Genomic DNA, 15,008 nt, shown 5'->3' with positions numbered 1-15,008 from the left:
GCCCTTGACGGGGGTCTCGGGACGCCCGGTGCCGGGGGCCGGGCGGAAGAACAGCTGCTGGTGCAGGGCCGCGGTCCCGCCGTTGATGGCGCCGCCGTGCAGGTTCCGGTCGAGGGACTGGAGCGTGGGCGGAGCCAGGATGCGCCGGGCCCGGATCCTGGTGCGGAAGCCCGGCGCGAAACGCTCCACCTGGCGCTCGACCCGGTCGGCCATGACCTCCTGTTCCCTGGCGTCCCAGGCGCCCGTGAGGGACTCCTCGCCCGCGTCGCCCACGATGTCGTGGGGCACATGGGTGTACGCCCAGGCGGACTCGGTGCCCCGGGGGGAGCGGGAGGCGTCGGAGGTCGTCATCTGACCGAACAGGCAGAAGGGCCGGTCCGGGACGCTGCCGGTGGCGAGCTGGGCGGCGAAGCGGGTGAGCTCGTCGAGCCCGTCCGCGAGATGGACGGTGCCGGCGCCCGCGGCCTGCTCGCAGCTCCAGGGGACCGGGCCGTCGAGCGCCCAGTCGACCTTGAAGGTGGCGAAGTCCCACTGGAAGCGCCGCAGGTCGGACAGGAGCTGGGCGGGCAGGTGCTCGGGGGCGACGAGTTCGCCGTACAGGGCGGGCACCGACACGTCGGCGAGGACGGCGCGGTCCGCGGCGACCGTCTCGCCGCCGGCCGTGCGCACCCCGGTGGCCCGGCCGTCGCGTACGACCACCTGGTCCACGCGCTGCCCGCAGCGCAGCACTCCGCCGCGCGTCTCCAGACGCCGTACCAGTGCCTCGGTGAGGGCTCCGGAACCGCCGGCCGGCACGGGGAAGCCGTACGTCTGTCCGAGCATCGACATCAGCCAGCCGAAGCCGCCGCTGCCCGCGGCCTCCGGCGCAAGGTCGGCGTGGAGCGCGTTGCCGGCCAGCAGCAGCCCGCCTCCGTCGCCCCGGAACTCCTCCTGCGCCATCCGGCGCACCGGCAGCACCAGGGTGCGCGCCATGCGCAGTCCTCCGGTGCCGCGCAGCCGCACGGCCAGCCGGGCCCCGGAACGGACGGGCGGGAAGGGAGTGAACAGGGCGTCAAGGAGATCGGGCCGCAGGGTCTCCCACACGTCGTGCAGCCGGCGCCAGGCCGCGCCGTCGCCCGGCGCGAAGGAGTCCAGCGAGTCCGCGGTGACATCGACCCGGCGGTCGAGGACGGCGCACCGGCCGTCGGTGAGCGGGTGTGCGACGACGTGCGGGGCATGGCTCCAGCGCAGCCCATGGTGTTCCAGGTGCAGCCCGGAGACGACCGGGGAGGCGGCGGCGAGCGGATAGAAGGAGCTGCAGAGGTCGCTGACGAAGCCGGGGTCGGTGCCCCGGTCGTGGCGGACGGCGCCGCCGGGCTCCGGCTGCTCCTCCAGTACCTCCACGCTCCAGCCGGCGTCGGCGAGCAGGTTCGCGGCGACCAGACCGTTGGGTCCGGCCCCGATCACCACGGCGTCAGGCACGAGCGCCTCCCGCGTCGGGGTGCGGTGCGACGACCTGGCCCATGGGGCGGCGTCGCTCCTCCTCCTCGGCATCGGTCTCGCAGAGGGCCGCCAGCCGGGCGAGCATGGCACGGTGGCGGATCTGGATGAGTGCCTCCACGGCTGCGTTGTGCATGCAGCCTCCCGCGCCGCGCAGCGGATGCTCGTCCACCTTCACCAGGGTGTGGTCCCCCCAGGTGTGCACCTCGATGGCGATCCGCGCCGTGCCCAGCGGCCCCGCCTTGGCCTCGAGTTCCAGCACCTCGCCGGGTACGCAGCGCCGGACGACGGTCTCGTTGCACAGGCTGACCGGCCCGAGGCGGATCTCGTAGGCGATCGCGGAACCGAGCTGCGGCCAGTGCCCGCGCACCGGCTCGGACGACGACGTTCCCACGACCCAGTCGGCGTAGCGCGTGCCGTCCTCGAGCACGGCCCACACGGACCGCGGGCTCGCTTTGACCAGACGATGACGAACCGCCACTTCGACCTCCCGTGTCCCTGACCGGTACCAGCCAGCACTGAGTGCCCCGTGCGACCGGTCTCAACCGGCGGACCCGCGGAAGAACCCGCCCGGTCGGCCGGCGCCACGGACCGGACCGCGGCGGTGACGCGGTGCCGGGCGGACGGACGTGCACGGCCCCGGAGCCGGGCGAGGCAACGACATGGCCGGGCCGCGCACGGCGGCACCGGCGCTGCGAAAGAACGCCCGGCCGAGTCAGCCGGTCCGACGGGCCGGTGCCAGGGCCCACCGGATCCCCGCGGTGACGGCGGTGCCGAGCGGACGGACGCACACGCTCTCCGCCGGGGGCACGCGGGGCAGCCGCAGGGCCCGGGAGGCCCACTCCGGCAGGAGGGACACGGCGTTGGCGGCCATGGCGAGGGGGTGGAGCGACTGGAGCAGCAGGGCCGACAGGCCGCCGATGAACATCGAGGCGTCCCCGTGCACCCTTCTGACCGGCCGCTCGGGGCCGAACCAGCGCGGCCCGGGGGTGTCGTGGATGCGCGCGCGGTTGTCCGGGCCGTCCGGTCCGGCGACCCTGGAGAAGATCGCGTGACCGATCCGGTCGCGTACCGCCGCGCCGCCTTCCGTCAGCAGTCCCATCGCGCTCGTTCCGCCCTGTTCGCGCCCACGACGCCGCGGACGCCCCATGTCCTACCTCTGCCCCGATCCGCTCGGAGTGCACACCCGCTCAGGGGACATCGCCCCACCAGTCGTACACCCGGCCGCCGGAGCCCCGGGGCAGGTAGACCGAGCGTCCGCCCGTGCCGTAGCGGCCTATCTCGGTGGGCAGGCGGACGCCGTCCCCCAGTTCCCTCTCGCTGCGGCCGGTGACATCCAGCAGCAGCCCGTCCAGCGGCCCGCCGGCCAGCTCCACGTACGTCCGCCCCGCGCGCGGGCCCGGGTCGTCGTGGTCCGCCCCGTAGACCCGGCCGCGCATGAACTCCAGCTCGTCCATACCGGCAGGGTGGCATCCGCCACTGACAATCGGCCCTACGGTGCGCAGACCCGCGGGCCGGGTGTCTCCGGGCCGGCGGTGTCCGTCTCCCACGGGGCCGGCTCCCGGCCGTCGCTCCAGGCGAGCAGGGCGTCGCGCGGGACGCAGACTATGCCGCACTGCGCGGCGTACTCCTCGGCCGGCGCCGTGAACTCGCTGGTGGTGACGACGAGGGCCAGGTCCGCCCCGTGCACGGTGAAGCAGGTGCCGCCGAAGCGCTGGAGGTCCTGGGAGCCGACCTTGTTGTCGTCGCCGTAGCGCTTGCACTGGATGACGATGCGGCGGCCGTCCGGGGACAGTGCCACCACATCGGCCCCGAGGTCGCCGGCGCCGCCGACCACCTCCACCTGGGTGCAGCCGTCGCGCTCGCACAGCGCCGCGGTCGCCTCCTCGAACTCCTCGGGGCTCAGGGCGTCGAAGTCGTCGTACCCGGGCCGCGGGTCGTCGGCGGGGGGCGCGGGCACGGCCGGAGCGAACGCGGGTGCCGGTGCCGGTGCCTCCAGGGCGTCGAGTGCCGTCGTCGTCCCCCGGTGCAGCGCCAGGCCCGTCCGGCGGGCGATCCGCGCGGCGGACAGCCGTCGCCTGCGCCGATGGCCCAGCACGGCCGCGACGGCCACGCAGAGCAGGATCGCGGCCCACACCGGGCGCCGCTCCACGACCCCGGCCAGCGCGCGCACCGCGAAGCCGCCCGCGACCAGTGCGATGGCGAGGAGACCGAAGAACATGGCGGTCGCGCGCAGGTCGAAACGCCGACCGCGGGGCAACGGACGCGTACGGCGCTGGGGCATGGTCACCGTGGTGGTTCCCTTCTCTGGCAGACGGCACGGCGGGCCCCGGAGTGTGCGGGCCGCCGAAGATCACGTCAGCCGTCTGCCCGTGATCGGTCCGTTTCACCGGCGTGCCGCATATGCGGGCGGGGTAGAGGCGGTGTGTGCCGCGATCGCGGCAACAAGAGAGGCGGACGGGTGGACTGGCAGGGATTCGCGCAGCAGATGGCTTCGATGGCCCGTGATCTTCTGGCCGAGCACACCCTCGACTCGACCCTGGAGCAGATCACGCGCTCCGCGGTGGAGCTCGTCGACGGCTGCGACGCCGCGGGGATCCTCGTCCTGCAGAACGGCCGGGTGAGCTCACTGGCCCCCAGCGAACAGCTCGTCACCGACAGCGACCACCTCCAGGGGCGGCTGGGGGAAGGCCCGTGCTTCGACGCGGCCCGGCCGGACCGGTCCGAGCGGGTCTTCCGCATCACCGACTTCACCAGGGAACCGCAGCGCTGGCCGCTGTTCGTGCCCCGCTGCCGGGAGCTCGGGGTGGGCAGCATGATGGGGTTCCTGCTGTACACGCGGGAGGAGGAGCTGGGGGCGCTCAACATGTACTCCCGCAAGCCGGGGATGTTCACGGAGGACAGCGAGACGGCGGGCTGGCTGCTGGCCTCCCACGCGGCGGTCGCCTTCTCCACCGCCCTGACCGACGCGCAGTTGCAGGAGGCCATCTCCACCCGGCATCTGATCGGCGAGGCGATGGGCATCCTGATGGGGCGGCATCGCATCACGGAGGACCATGCCTTCGACATCCTGCGCACGCAGTCCCAGCGCACCAACACCAAGCTGCGTGAGGTGGCGCGCCGGGTCTGCGAGACCGGTACCGCGGACAAGTGAGCGCGGGCCGGCCTGTGCGTGGGCGGGTCAGCTGCTTCCCGTCCAGGTGTGGGCGACGTCGATGACGAGACGGCCGGGGAGTTCGAGGACGCGGAAGGGGAGCCGGGCGCGCACACCGAGGCCGACCTGCGTCTCGCCCTCGAAGCTGCCGGCGAACCTGGTGTCCCTGAAGGTGCGGTACCCGGTGAGGTCCACACCGGGCAGGGGGCGTCCGGCCCGCGCGGGGTAGGTGGCCTCGCCGGTCTCGGGCGTGTACGACGGCGCGGCCACCCGCACCTCGAGGACGGCGCCGCCGGCGACGGGAAGGTGCCGGCCCGATCCGTCCTGGTACAGACGGTCGACGTAGCGGACGGAGTACCCGAGGCCGTCGGCCGTGGCGCCGGGCAGGTCGACGACCATCCGGTCGAAGCAGTCGTGCCGGCCGGTCCTGATGTCGCGTACCGGCGTGACGGTGCTGTCGGTGTCGGACTTGGCGACGCTGCCCCAGCCGGTGGGGCAGGCCGTGGCCCGGGCGGCCGCGGCCGGGACCGCCGCCGTCGCCAGCATCGCGCCCGCGAGCGCGAACGTCGCACAAATTGTTCTCATTTGAAGCATTTTGCCCCCTGGGCTCGCATCCTGCTGATATAGGGTGAGACGACCGGGATGCCCCGAAGGTTGCGGTCGGGCGCCGGACGGTTGCCGGACGGCCGGTCGCCGGACGGCCGGTCGCCGGACGGCCGGGCATGACACATCCTGGTGGGTAGCAACGGAACGGATGTCCCGTGCGTCCGCACCGGGAGGGCGCGACATGGATGATGCAGCCGCCGTACCGCACGGGGAACGGCCGGCAGGCGGGTACGGCCGGGACGCGGAGGAGATCGGGACCGCGCACCCGGAGTACCGCATCGAGGACGTGCTCGCCGGTCCGGTGGTCGCGGCGGTCCGGGACACCGGCGGATACGGCGGCCTGGTGTATCTGCGCTCGCGCGACCGGCGTTCGCTGGTGCTCTGTGTGGTGTCCGGCGTGCCGCGGTCGCTGCTGAGTCCGTGGTGGCGGATCCCCGTGGGCGGCGCGCTGCCGACGTGCGAGGCGTACCGGCGCGGCGAGGACCTCTGGCTGCCGGACGAGCGTGCGACGATGCTGCGCTTCCCCCAGTTCACCGCCGCCCTGCCGTACTCGTTCGCCCACGCCTACCATCCCGTGCGGGTCGGCGGCGAGAAGGTGGGCGTGCTGGCGGTGCTGCGTTCCGCCACCCGGGAGCGGGCGGCCGAGCAGAGCGTGCGGGCGGCTCTGCACGCGGCCGGATCGGACATGGAGGAGCGTCTCACCGAGTTCGCCCGCCGGATGCCCGGCCGGGAGGGCGCGGACGCCGTGGCCTACGGCATCGACTACGACGACCAGCCGGTGAACGTACGGCTGCCCACTCCGCCGGCGCGAGCCGTGGAGGTCGGAATCCTCGAGTGGGACCTGGACAGCGACCGGTGGTCGGGGGACGACGACGCGCTGTCCCTGCTGGGTGTCACCCGTGCGGAGTTCGGCGGCACCATGGCGGAGGTCGAGGATCGGGTCAGCCCCGAGGACCTGCACGAACTGCGGGCGAGCCGCCGGGAGGCGGGGGACACCGGACAGGTCAGGGCCCGCCACTTCAGGGTGCTGGACGAGCCGGACGACGACGGCCGGAACCGGTACCGGCCGGTGGAGCTGTGGGGCCATGTCGTACGGGTGGAGGGCGCCGCCCGGATCCTGGTGGGAGCCCTGGTCGACGCGGCCGGCGGAGTGAACGCGGCGGAGGCCGCGGAACGGCTGCCCGACGGGCTGTTCTCCCTCGACCAGGACGGCCGGGTCGTCTACGCCAATCGCCGCTGCCAGGAACTGATGGGCTCCGGGCTCGAACGCCTGCTCGGCCATCACCCCTGGGAGGTGCTCCCCTGGCTGGACGATCCGGCCTACGAGGACCGCTACCGGGCGGCGATGCTGACGCAGGAGCCGGTGTCGTACCTGGTGCACGCCCCGGACGGTGTCTGGCTGGGGTTCGTGCTCTATCCCCGTGTGCACGGGCTGACCGGCCGGGTCTTCCGCACCGACGCCCCCGCCGGGGCGGAGCGGGGCCGGGCCCTGGCGCCGGTCAGCGGGGGCACCGGAACGCCGTCCGAGCTGGTCGCCCCGGCCCGCGCGGGGGCCCTGTACCACGTGGTGCAGATGGCCAGCGTGCTGACCGAGGCCGTCACCGTCAGGGACGTGTGCCGGGCCGTGGCCGAACAACTGCTGCCCGGGTTCGGCGCACAGGAGATCGCCCTGTACACGATCCGTGACGGGCGGATGTACCTGTTGTGGGAGTCCGGCTACCCGCAGCATTTCCTCGACCCGTTCGAGGGGGTGCCGCTCGACGCGAACCTGCCCGGCGTGCACGCCCTGACCACCCGGCTCCCGCTGTTCTTCGAGTCGCCCGACGCGCTGGTCAGCGCCTATCCCGGGCTGTCCCTGGACACGATGGGGGCCTGGGCGTTCCTGCCGCTGATCGCCTCCGGTCATCCGGTCGGCTCCTGCATCCTCGGCTGGAAGGCACGGCACCGGTTCGCTCCCGAGGAGCGCAGCGCGCTGACCGCGCTCGGCGGTCTGGCCGCGCAGGCGATGGAGCGGGCCCGGCTCTACGACTCGGAGTCCGCCGTGGCGCGCGGGCTGCAGGAGGGACTGCTGCCGCACCGGTTGCCCGTCATCGACCGGATGCGCACCACCGGCCGCTATCTGCCGGGTACCCAGGGCATGGCCATCGGCGGCGACTGGTACGACGTGATCAGAACGGGGCGCGGGGTGGCCCTGGTCATCGGGGACGTCGAGGGGCACAGTGTCGGCGCCGCGGCCGTCATGGGGCAGCTGCGCAGCGCCGTGCACGCCTTCGCGTCCAGCGGGCGACCGCCGCAGGAGGTCATCACCCGCACCAACCGGCTGCTGGCGGAGCTGGAGACGGACGTCTTCGCCACCTGCTGCTACATCGAGCTCGAACCGGCCACGGGCCGCGCCCTGGCGGTCCGGGCGGGTCATCCACCGCCCCTGCTGCGCCATCCCGACGGACGCACCGAGAGCCTCGATCTGCCCGGCGGTGTCATGCTGGGCGTGCAGCCGGAGGCCGTCTACCCGGTCACGGCGCTGACCCTGGCCCCCGGGAGCGTGCTCGCGCTGTACACGGACGGGCTCGTGGAGACGCCCGGCGGGGACATCGGGACCGGTATCGAGGAGGTCCGTCTCCTGCTCGCCCGCAGCCACACGGACTCCGTGGAGGAACTCGCCGACCAGCTCGTGCGGACCGCCCGGCGGACCGAGGACCGCCCGGACGACGTGGCGCTGCTGCTGACGGCGTACGACCGGGAGAACGGCCGCTGAGAGCGGACGGGGCGCCGGTGAGTACGGCGCACCGAGGGCCTCACAAACGGTGATGGGTTCGCGACGGAAGCCTCACGACCGGGAGCGCCGCCCGCGGGCCGCGTCACAGGCAGTAGCGCACCAGCCATTCGTCCGGGTTGTAGGCGTGTCGTGCCGGGTCCGGGGACGTGGCCGGCCGTTCCTCCACCATGTCTTCGATCCGGACCGGCTCCGGGAGGCGTCCGAAGCGGGCGTGTCGCGCGGTGGCCTCCGCCCCGTCCGCGTCCGCGCGTGTGCGTACCGTCTCCTGCTCCACCGCGACCTCCCTCGGCCGTCCGGTGCGCCCCGTCGGACAACACCGCGGCCCTGCATGCAGTCTCACACACCGGCGGCCGCCGGGGCGTTGCGCGTCCCGCACGCCGGCCCCGGCCCGTGACGGGGGGCCGGGGAGCAGCACGAGGCGGCAGGACCCGCGAGGGGTCCTGCCGCCGTGCGTGTGCCGCGGAGGGATCAGGCGTTGCGCCGCACGCTCCGCAGGACGAAGAAGCCGAAGATCACCAGCACTCCGCCGAGCGCGGCCGGCCAGAGCTGCGCCCCGGTCTCGGCCAGGCTGCCGCCCTGCGCCTGTGCCCCGGTACGGTCCTCGGTCCCGAGCTCCGGGAGACTGCCGGGCACCTGGGCGGCCTGGGCCGCCTGGCCCGCGTCGTCGTTGCCGCCCTTGTCGCCCTCGTCACCGTCCTGGTTTCCGGCGTCGCCGTCCTGGGCCGGGAGCGAGGCCTTGACTCCGGGCTGTGCGGTGGCGTCGTCCGCGGGCTCCTCGGTCGCCGGCTCGGACGGGTTCTGCGAGGGCTGCTCCTGACCGCCGTTGTCCTGGTCGCCGCCGTTGTCCTGGTTGCCGCCGTTGTCCTGGTCGCCGCCGTTGTCCTGGTTGCCGCCGTCACCGGGCTTGTCGCCGCCGTTGTCCTGGCCGGCGTCGTCGCCCTGGTTGCCGTCGTCACCCTGACCGGGGTCGTCGGGAGTGGCCGTGGGCTCCTCCGGCTGCTGGGGCTCCTCGCCCTGATCGCCGCCGTCGTTGTTGCCGCCGTCGCCGTTGCCTCCGTCACCACCGGCGCCGCGACCGCAGGTGCGGCCCTCGTTGATGCAGTCGACCACCTCGTTCATCAGCGCCTCGTCGAAGACGTTGATGAAGTCGCCGTGGTCCGTGATCGGCTTGTGCAGCTGCTCCGGGAAGGAGTCCACCGCGAACAGGGGCGTGGTCCTGCCGCCGTCGTCCAGGCTCGGCGCGTCGACGTCGTAGACGATGCGCTGCACCAGCTGCGGCACGGGCTTGAAGCCGGACGGGCAGGCGCCCGCGGCGTCCGCGAACGCCATGTGCGTACGGTGGTTGGCGCTGTCGATGTTGCGGCCGTCCCAGCAGTTCTGGAAGTCGAACGTGCGCACCACGTCACTGCCCTGCGGGCACAGCGGGTACTTGTCCGTCAGCTGGCGGTCCTCGAAACCGGTGCAGCTCCAGGACGCGTTGGCGTTGCCGGGGCCGTTGACGAACGACTTGGCGTCGCCGGTGATGATGCGCAGCAGCCGCGGCATGGCGGTGACGTCGCCCTGCGGGTTGCCCACGAAGGTGAGCGTGACCTCCTTGGGCGTGACGATCTCACCGGCGTTGCCCTCGATGCCGCCGCCCGGGGCGTTGGCGTCCTGCTCCTCGACCCCGTTCTGCAGGCGCAGCACCGGCCAGTAGTACGACGACTTGTCGCCCTGGTCCGCGCAGCTGGTGTCGGCCTGCGCCAGGTCGTCGTCGCTGGAGAAGGCGTTGGTGGCCTGGTTGCCGATGTAGTCGTGGAAGTGGTGGGCACCGTTGCCGACACCCGGGGCGGCGATCACGTTGTCCGAGTTGAACAGCCCGTTCTCGTTGACGCCGCATTCGCTGGTGAAGATGCCGCGGGAGGCGTTGCCGGTCAGCTTCGGCGCGGAGACGTTGGGCTGGACGCTCTCGATGTCGACGTAGTCGCCGGCCACCGGCCCGTTGCCGGCCTGGCCGCCGTTCCCGCCCTGGTCCTGGTCACCCTGGCCCGGGTTCTGCCGGCCCGGATCCTGCTGACCCGGGTCCTGCTGGTCCTGGCCGTCGCCTCCGTCGCCCGCCTGTTCGCCTCCGTCGCCGTCGCCTTCCTGCCCGGCGCCGGGCTGCGTGGCGTTACCGGACTCGCGCACGGCGCAGCCGGCGAGTTCCTCGAGTCCCTCGGGCCGGTCGCCCACCCGGTCGATCGCGGTCGCGATACGGGCGAGGGTCGCGGAGCGCTTCTCCTCCAGCGGCCCGGCGATCGCGTTCTCCGCGAAGCCCGGGTCCTGCTTCAGGGCGTCGGCGGATTCCCCGAGCCGCTTGTAGGCCTCGGCGATCTGCACGTCCAGGGCGGCGAGTTCCTTGTCCACCTCCGGCCGCGCCTGTTCGGGCACCGACGCCAGTTGGTCGGCCGTGGCCACGTCCGGGCAGTCGATCGTGGCGCCCGAGAGGACCTGCGCGTCGCCCGGCCCGCCCTCTTCCGTCGCGGAAGCGTAGACGTTGGCCGCCATCATCCCGCCTCCGCCCAGGATCAGGGCGAAGGCGGCGAGTGTCGCGCGCTGTTTGGGGCGTCTGCGTGTGTTGCGTGCCACGGTAGTACTCCTACGCATCTGTCGCGGGGGGGTCGGCATGGGATTCCCACGCCCCATACGCAGACGGGCCACCGGGCGTTCAAAGGCTTCATGTTTTCCTCGCGGAATCCCGGGCAGCGCCGGCCCCGGGAACCCCGAGTCCCCGCCGGACGAGGCGTGTCCGACAGGGACTCGACTGCGTGAGTGGTGACGTGGCCGTGGCTCAGCCGAAGTTCACGTCACTGCACAGGAAGTACGTCTGGTCCATGTGCGAGGCCTGCCAGATCGTGTAGACGACGTGGCGGCCGCTGAGGCCGGACGTGCTCACCGGGATCGAGTAGTTCTGGCTGGGTCCGTACGAACCCGTGGTGGCCACCAGCTGCAGATCGCCCCAGCCCATGGACTGCGTGGCGGGGTCGAAGCCCTGCCGGGTGACATAGACGCGGAAGTAGTCCGCGCCGTGGCTGGCCTGGTCGTACAGCTGGACCGTGAAGTTGTCGTTCACGTCCGTCGTCTTCCAGGCGCCCACCGTGTCCAGGGAGTTGTAGCGCCCGCTCTCGGTGCGCCCGCCGCTGCACAGCTGGCCGTCGGGGACGACGGCCTCGAAGTTACCGCCGGAGCCGTTGCGGTAGAGGCCGTTCCAGTTCCACATGGCGTTGGGGTTGTCCTGCCACGCCTGCCAGCACATGGGGTCTTCCTGGGCCATCGCCGGATTCTGGAAGTCGCTCCCCCAGCGCTGCCAGCAGCCGTAGTTGCGGGACGCGGGGTCGACCACGGAGCCGTGGGCGACGGCGGTACCGCTCCAGGGGATCAGACTGAGCAGCGCGGCGACCACGACGGTCAGGACGAGCGAGAGACGGGACCGGACCGGTAATAAGTCATGCGCATGCCAAACCATGAGTTCCTTCTTTCCGCTGCGGGGGTCGTGGGGATGCGGGCGTGCGCCCCCGTCACGTCCATGGGAGCGCTCCCAATGCACAGGCTGCGCCTGATGCAGCGGAGCGGCAACGCGCATTCGCGCCACTTCCCGGCGGGCCGTGGCGCGTTCGATGCGTTCGACGGGGCGCGGCACGTACGAAGCGTCCGAGGCCCCTGAGGCGTATGGTGCGCACGAGGCGCTTCGCCGAGGGAGCGGTGGAGGCGCGGGCCGTCAGAGCCGGTCGAGGTCGCCCGTCGTCCGGCCGAGGCAGACGACCGAGTCGTCCATCGGCGTGGCGATCTCCTCGAAGCCCATGCGGTCGTAGAAGGCGCGGGCGGGCTTGTTGGCCGTCACCATCACCAGGTGGACGGACGGCACTCCCCCGTCCCGCAGGGCGGTGAGGAAGGTCCGCATCAGCCGCCGGCCATGTCCACGGCCCTGCCACTCGGGGAGCAGATCGATGTGCAGATGGGCCGGCCAGTCGGCCAGTTCGGGGACGACCATCCGCTCGGGGTGGTGCAGCAGCCAGGCGATCTCCTCGTCCGGCGTCCGCGGCGGTCCGGACGGCTCGGGGTGGCGGTCGGCGACGAGCGGGAGCCACGCGGCCCGGAAGGTCCTGGCGAAGCGGGCCGTGTCGGCGGCGCCGACGACGTAGCCGACGGCCCGGCCCCGTCCGTCGTCCAGCACGAAGGCCAGTTCGGGTTCCAGATGGACGTAGGGGGCCGCGAAGGTGGCGGGGAAGACATCGGGATCGGCGAAGTGGGGGCGGCTGTCCTGGCCGACGTGCGCGGTGCGGACGCAGATGTCGTCGAGGGCGGGCCGGTCCTCGCGCCGGTACGGGCGGACTCTCGGGGACTCGGTCATGCTGGGCATCCTGCACGCATGGGAGCGCTCCCACAAGTCCTTTTCCGGCCGGACCGTCCTGCACGGTGAGGGCGTGATGTGCCGATCGCTGGTTACCCGGCGGCCATGAAGTTGCATATTCCGGGGCGCAACGGCGGACAGGCCCACGACGAGAACGCGACGGACGGGCACCGTGCGGACGACGGAGCGCGCGCGGCACCGGACGAGCCCCGCCCGGGCCAGGAGCCCCGGCGCGCGGAGACCCGCCGCGAGGAGGAGGGGCCCGGACCGGCCGACGAGGTGGAACGGGCGGCGCCGGACTCACTGGCCAAGCTGCCGAAAGGGGCGTGGCCTGCCGCGCTGAAGGGCAGTCTGCGCGAGTTCAAGGACGACGAGCTCACCGACCGGGCCGCGGCGCTGACCTACTACGGCGTACTGGCGCTGTTCCCGGCGCTGCTGGCCCTGGTGTCGATCCTGGGCCTCACCGGCAAGTCGACCACGGACAAGGTGCTGGAGAACCTCCAGGAACTCACCGCCCCCGGCGCCGCCCGCGACATCATCACCCGGGCGGTGGAACAGCTGCAGGGCAACGCGGGCATCGGCTCGATCGTGGCGATCGCCGGTCTGGTGCTGGCCATCTGGTCGGCGTCGGGCTACGTGGCGGCGTTCATGCGCGCGTCGAACGCCGTCTACGACATGCCCGAGGGGCGTCCGGTCTGGAAGGTGCTGCCGGTGCGGCTCGGGGTGACGGTCGCGCTGATGGTGATGGCCGTGATCAGCGCGCTGATCGTGGTGTTCACCGGCGGGCTGGCCCGTCAGGCGGGCGATCTGCTCGGTCTGGGCGACACCGCGCTGACCGTGTGGTCGATCGCCAAGTGGCCGGTGCTGGTCGTCCTCGTCATCATCATGATCGCGCTGCTGTACTGGGCGGCGCCGAACGCCAAGGTCAGGGGGTTCCGGTGGATCACACCGGGCAGTTTCCTGGCGCTGGCGATCTGGTTGCTCGCCTCCGCCGGGTTCGCCCTCTACGTGGCCAACTTCGGCTCGTACAACAAGACGTACGGCACGATGGCCGGTGTCATCGTGTTCCTGATCTGGCTGTGGATCACCAACCTGGCGATTCTGCTGGGACTCGAGTTCGACGCGGAGATCGCCCGGCAGCGGGCCATCGCCGGGGGCCATCCGCCGGAGGCGGAGCCGTACACGCAGCCGCGCGACACACGCGCCTGGGACGAGCAGGACCGACAGCGGATGGACGAGACCTGACGGCGCCGGCCGAGGGGGCGGGCCGCTGGTGGCGGAGGGGCGGCACCGGCGGACGGGCCGGGCGTCTCAGTCCATCAGGCCCGCGGCGAGCGTGGCGCCCAGTTCCCGGCAGCGCTCGACGGCGGCCCTGTCGGGCTCGCCGGTGACCGTCACGGGCTCCGCGGCACGCCGCCAGCCCAGGCCCGTCGTGATCGTCTCCATGGCCCGCAGCGCGCCGGTGACATCGCTGCCGCCGTGCACGTAGTAGCCGAAGGGGCGGCCCCTGGTGGCGTCCAGGCACGGGTAGTAGACCTGGTCGAAGAAGTGCTTCAGCGCGCCCGACAGGTAGCCGAGGTTGGCCGGGGTGCCGAGGAGGTAGCCGTCGGCGTCGAGCACGTCGGTGGCGGTGGCGGACAGTGCCGCCCGCCTCACCACCCGCACGCCCTCGATCTCCGGGGCGCCGGCACCGGCCAGTACGGCTTCGAGCATCGCCTGGCAGTTGGGCGAGGGCGTGTGGTGGACGATCAGCAGAGTCGGCACACCCCGACCCTGCCGTGCGGGCCGCCGCGCCCGCAAGCCGGGGCCGTTGTACCGGGCGGACGGGGGTGGCACGATGCCCCGCATCGGTACACGGAGACGGGGGTGTGTCTTGGTCGACGAGGAGCACGAGTCACCGGCGGCGGCGGTGTTCGACGCACTGGGCAGCGAGTACGAGCAGGCGTTCGGCTCCTCGGCGGCCCACCGGGCATCCCTGGACTGGCTGCTCGAACGGCTGCCGCCCGGCAGCAGGGTGCTGGACGTGGGCAGCGGCACAGGCCGGCCCACGGCCGCCGCGCTCGCCCGGGCCGGGCACCGGGTGCTGGGCGTCGACGTGTCGCCGGTGATGGTGGAGCTCGCCTCACGGCAGGTGCCCGAGGCGGAGTTCCGTTGCGAGGACATCCGGCGGATGCCTCTCGAGGACGGGACCTTCGACGCCGTCTGTGTGTACTTCGCGCTGCTGCAGATGCCCCGGGCGGAGCAGTCCGTACTCGTGCGCCGGCTGGCGCGGGCGCTGCGGCCGGGCGGCGGCCTGCTCGCGCTGGCCACCGTGCCGCTGGACGTCGAGGAGTTCGACGGGGTGTTCATGGGACAGCCCGTACGGGTCACCCGTTTCGCGGCGGAGGACGTCATCGCCCTCGTGCGCGAGGCGGGGCTGACGGTGCGGTCGCGGGAGAGCGTGATGTTCACCCCGACCCATCCGGACGCCCGCCCCGAGCCGCACCTCTTCCTGCACTGCCGCCGCGAGGACCCGGAAACCGCGGGCTGACCCGGTCAGGTGCCTGCCGGCCGGGCAGGGTGGACCCCCCGGCCGACCGGTCCGGCCCGCGGAAGCTCCGGCCTCACCCGGCCGCCACCGGCTT

The 15,008-nt window shown here is 72.9% G+C and carries 15 protein-coding genes; 4 read left to right on the top strand and 11 right to left on the bottom strand.

The window, feature by feature from the left end; genetic code table 11:
- From B9S61_RS12565 to B9S61_RS12545, 5 genes are all read right to left on the bottom strand, one after another.
- A partial coding sequence (locus B9S61_RS12565) for an NAD(P)/FAD-dependent oxidoreductase (RefSeq protein WP_103542326.1) occupies window positions 1-1,461 on the bottom strand: 1,461 nt, incomplete at its 3' end.
- On the bottom strand, window positions 1,454-1,960 hold the full coding sequence (locus tag B9S61_RS12560; RefSeq protein ID WP_103542325.1) for an SRPBCC family protein: 507 nt from the start codon (window positions 1,958-1,960) through the stop codon (window positions 1,454-1,456). The genes B9S61_RS12560 and B9S61_RS12565, both read right to left, overlap by 8 nt.
- Window positions 1,961-2,194: 234 nt before the next feature.
- Window positions 2,195-2,581, bottom strand: coding sequence for an oxygenase MpaB family protein (locus B9S61_RS12555; RefSeq protein WP_103542324.1), 387 nt, complete (start codon window positions 2,579-2,581; stop codon window positions 2,195-2,197).
- A gap of 88 nt (window positions 2,582-2,669) precedes the next feature.
- Window positions 2,670-2,936, bottom strand: coding sequence for a hypothetical protein (locus tag B9S61_RS12550; protein ID WP_103542323.1), 267 nt, complete (start codon window positions 2,934-2,936; stop codon window positions 2,670-2,672).
- A 35-nt stretch (window positions 2,937-2,971) separates the two neighbouring features.
- Entirely contained in the window at window positions 2,972-3,769 is a 798-nt protein-coding gene (locus B9S61_RS12545; protein WP_103542322.1) for a restriction endonuclease, read from the bottom strand.
- 198 nt (window positions 3,770-3,967) lie between these two features.
- On the opposite strand from B9S61_RS12545, the gene B9S61_RS12540 reads away from it, so the two are divergent.
- A complete protein-coding gene (locus B9S61_RS12540; RefSeq protein WP_103542328.1) occupies window positions 3,968-4,633 on the top strand; it encodes a GAF and ANTAR domain-containing protein in 666 nt (221 codons plus the stop codon).
- 27 nt (window positions 4,634-4,660) lie between these two features.
- On the opposite strand, the gene B9S61_RS12535 is transcribed toward B9S61_RS12540, so the two are convergent.
- Complete coding sequence (locus B9S61_RS12535) at window positions 4,661-5,227, bottom strand: hypothetical protein (RefSeq protein WP_103542321.1); 567 nt, start codon at window positions 5,225-5,227, stop codon at window positions 4,661-4,663.
- Window positions 5,228-5,420: 193 nt separating this feature from the next.
- Here B9S61_RS12535 and B9S61_RS12530 point away from each other — a divergent pair, with 193 nt between their 5' ends.
- The gene (locus B9S61_RS12530; protein WP_103542320.1) at window positions 5,421-7,994 is read left to right on the top strand and encodes a SpoIIE family protein phosphatase; all 2,574 of its coding nucleotides are present in this window, start codon (window positions 5,421-5,423) and stop codon (window positions 7,992-7,994) included.
- A gap of 103 nt (window positions 7,995-8,097) precedes the next feature.
- On the opposite strand, the gene B9S61_RS12525 is transcribed toward B9S61_RS12530, so the two are convergent.
- The 4 genes from B9S61_RS12525 to B9S61_RS12510 form a co-directional block, all read right to left on the bottom strand.
- The gene (locus B9S61_RS12525; protein ID WP_103542319.1) at window positions 8,098-8,289 is read right to left on the bottom strand and encodes a hypothetical protein; all 192 of its coding nucleotides are present in this window, start codon (window positions 8,287-8,289) and stop codon (window positions 8,098-8,100) included.
- Between the two features lie 194 nt (window positions 8,290-8,483).
- Window positions 8,484-10,544 carry a DUF1996 domain-containing protein gene (locus B9S61_RS12520; RefSeq protein WP_103542327.1) on the bottom strand — a complete coding sequence of 687 codons (2,061 nt, stop codon included), beginning with the start codon at window positions 10,542-10,544 and terminating at the stop codon, window positions 8,484-8,486.
- A 280-nt stretch (window positions 10,545-10,824) separates the two neighbouring features.
- On the bottom strand, window positions 10,825-11,499 hold the full coding sequence (locus B9S61_RS12515) for a lytic polysaccharide monooxygenase (RefSeq protein WP_103542318.1): 675 nt from the start codon (window positions 11,497-11,499) through the stop codon (window positions 10,825-10,827).
- A 252-nt stretch (window positions 11,500-11,751) separates the two neighbouring features.
- The gene (locus tag B9S61_RS12510) at window positions 11,752-12,384 is read right to left on the bottom strand and encodes an N-acetyltransferase (protein ID WP_103542317.1); all 633 of its coding nucleotides are present in this window, start codon (window positions 12,382-12,384) and stop codon (window positions 11,752-11,754) included.
- A gap of 105 nt (window positions 12,385-12,489) precedes the next feature.
- Here B9S61_RS12510 and B9S61_RS12505 point away from each other — a divergent pair, with 105 nt between their 5' ends.
- Window positions 12,490-13,629, top strand: a complete 1,140-nt coding sequence (locus B9S61_RS12505; protein ID WP_103542316.1) for a YihY/virulence factor BrkB family protein — start codon at window positions 12,490-12,492, stop codon at window positions 13,627-13,629.
- A gap of 66 nt (window positions 13,630-13,695) precedes the next feature.
- Here B9S61_RS12505 and B9S61_RS12500 read toward each other — a convergent pair whose 3' ends face one another.
- Window positions 13,696-14,148: a flavodoxin family protein gene (locus B9S61_RS12500; RefSeq protein ID WP_103542315.1), complete on the bottom strand. Its 453-nt coding sequence runs from the start codon at window positions 14,146-14,148 to the stop codon at window positions 13,696-13,698.
- A 73-nt stretch (window positions 14,149-14,221) separates the two neighbouring features.
- Between B9S61_RS12500 and B9S61_RS12495 the strand changes: the two genes are divergently transcribed.
- Window positions 14,222-14,914: a methyltransferase domain-containing protein gene (locus tag B9S61_RS12495; RefSeq protein ID WP_103542314.1), complete on the top strand. Its 693-nt coding sequence runs from the start codon at window positions 14,222-14,224 to the stop codon at window positions 14,912-14,914.
- Window positions 14,915-15,008 lie beyond the last annotated feature (94 nt).

Origin of the sequence: Streptomyces sp. SM1 (assembly GCF_002910825.1) — a bacterium.
Taxonomy (GTDB): Bacteria; Actinomycetota; Actinomycetes; order Streptomycetales; family Streptomycetaceae; genus Streptomyces; species Streptomyces okerensis.
The sequence above is the reverse complement of the archived record's forward strand: the minus strand, read 5'-3'. Positions and strand labels throughout refer to the sequence as shown.

Bases quoted from the DNA above. Each gene is read 5' to 3' on its own strand.
- B9S61_RS12555 (WP_103542324.1), bottom strand. From the start codon at position 2,581: ATGGGACTGCTGACGGAAGGCGGCGCGGCGGTACGCGACCGGATCGGT.
- B9S61_RS12550 (WP_103542323.1), bottom strand. From the start codon at position 2,936: ATGGACGAGCTGGAGTTCATGCGCGGCCGGGTCTACGGGGCGGACCAC.
- B9S61_RS12540 (WP_103542328.1), top strand. From the start codon at position 3,968: ATGGCTTCGATGGCCCGTGATCTTCTGGCCGAGCACACCCTCGACTCG.
- B9S61_RS12535 (WP_103542321.1), bottom strand. From the start codon at position 5,227: ATGCTTCAAATGAGAACAATTTGTGCGACGTTCGCGCTCGCGGGCGCG.
- B9S61_RS12530 (WP_103542320.1), top strand. From the start codon at position 5,421: ATGGATGATGCAGCCGCCGTACCGCACGGGGAACGGCCGGCAGGCGGG.
- B9S61_RS12520 (WP_103542327.1), bottom strand. From the start codon at position 10,544: ATGATGGCGGCCAACGTCTACGCTTCCGCGACGGAAGAGGGCGGGCCG.
- B9S61_RS12515 (WP_103542318.1), bottom strand. From the start codon at position 11,499: ATGGTTTGGCATGCGCATGACTTATTACCGGTCCGGTCCCGTCTCTCG.
- B9S61_RS12510 (WP_103542317.1), bottom strand. From the start codon at position 12,384: ATGACCGAGTCCCCGAGAGTCCGCCCGTACCGGCGCGAGGACCGGCCC.
- B9S61_RS12505 (WP_103542316.1), top strand. From the start codon at position 12,490: ATGAAGTTGCATATTCCGGGGCGCAACGGCGGACAGGCCCACGACGAG.
- B9S61_RS12495 (WP_103542314.1), top strand. From the start codon at position 14,222: ATGCCCCGCATCGGTACACGGAGACGGGGGTGTGTCTTGGTCGACGAG.